1 protein-coding gene and 1 pseudogene are annotated in these 1,194 nt (G+C 69.1%); one reads left to right on the plus strand and one right to left on the minus strand.

The features are described 5' to 3' along the window. A pseudogene (locus KZA10_RS18360) lies at positions 1-115 on the minus strand (50S ribosomal protein L4); the annotation flags it as partial. Between KZA10_RS18360 and KZA10_RS15665 the strand changes: the two are divergent. After that, a partial coding sequence (locus KZA10_RS15665; RefSeq protein WP_218683347.1) for a serine/threonine-protein kinase occupies positions 114-1,194 on the plus strand: 1,081 nt, incomplete at its 3' end. The pseudogene KZA10_RS18360 and the gene KZA10_RS15665 overlap by 2 nt on opposite strands.

Consider the following 1,194-nt stretch of genomic DNA (forward strand, 5'->3'; position numbering starts at 1 on the left):
GGTGGATGAGCGGGATGTTCGTCTTGGCGTCGAACAGCGCGGCGGGAAGCTCGATCGAGCCTGCCTTCTTGCCGTCTGCCTTGAGGACGTCGAGCGCGAGAGTGGAGTCAGCCATGATCATGGACCTTCCCGGCTTCACCTACGTCGAGCCGCTGGGCACCGGCGGCTTCGCCGACGTCTTCCTCTACGAGCAGGAGATGCCGCGCCGCCGGGTGGCGGTGAAGGTGCTGCTCGCCGATCGCATCTCCAGCGGCGCCGCCCAGGAGTTCGCGGATGAGGCGAACGTCATGGCGATGCTCTCCACGCACCCCGCGATCGTGACGATCTACCAGGCAGGGGTCGCCGGAGACGGACGCCCCTACCTGGTGATGGAGTACTGCCCGCGGCCCAACCTCCAGCTGCGCGCGCGGAAGGATCCGTTCTCGGTGGCCGAGGCACTCCGGGTCGGTGTGCAGGTGGCCGGTGCCGTCGAGACAGCGCACCGCGCCGGTGTGCTGCACCGCGACATCAAGCCCGCCAACATCCTGGTCACCGAGTACAACAGGCCGGCGCTCACCGACTTCGGCATCGCGTCCACCACCGGAGCCACGGGAGAGGCGTCGGGGATGTCGATCCCGTGGTCGCCCCCCGAATCGTTCGCCGAGCCGCCGCAGAGCGGACCGCGCACGGATGTGTGGGCACTCGGGGCGACGCTGTACACACTGCTCGCCGGACGATCGCCGTTCGAGCGACCGGGAGAGCGCAACTCCAGCGCCGACCTCATCGAGCGCATCGAGCGCGCTGCGCTCCCCTCGCTGAAGCGGCCGGACTCCCCGGAGAGTCTGCAACGGCTGCTCGAGCGCTCGATGGCGAAGAACCCCGACGACCGTTTCCCGAGTGCGGTGGCGTTCGCGCGAGCGCTGCAGAAGGTGCAGATCGAGCTCTCGCATTCGGTGACGCCGATCGACATCGTCGACGACCATCCGCCCGCGGAAGACCTGGATGACGACGGCGACGGTCTCACCCGGGTGCGGGAGATCGTCAGCATCGATCCCGACATGGCGTCGTTCACCCGTCCGTCGGCGACGACGCAGCGGAAGGACCCTCCGGCCATGTTGCCGGGGATGCCGCGCTTCGACGCGCCGGTCGCCGAGGAGCCGTCCGTCGAGCAGACACAGCTGCGTGCGCCGACCCCGGCTCCCGCTGCTCCGATGG

Origin of the sequence: Microbacterium sp. BF1 (genome assembly GCF_019279095.1) — a bacterium.
Classification (GTDB): Bacteria; Actinomycetota; Actinomycetes; order Actinomycetales; family Microbacteriaceae; genus Microbacterium; species Microbacterium maritypicum.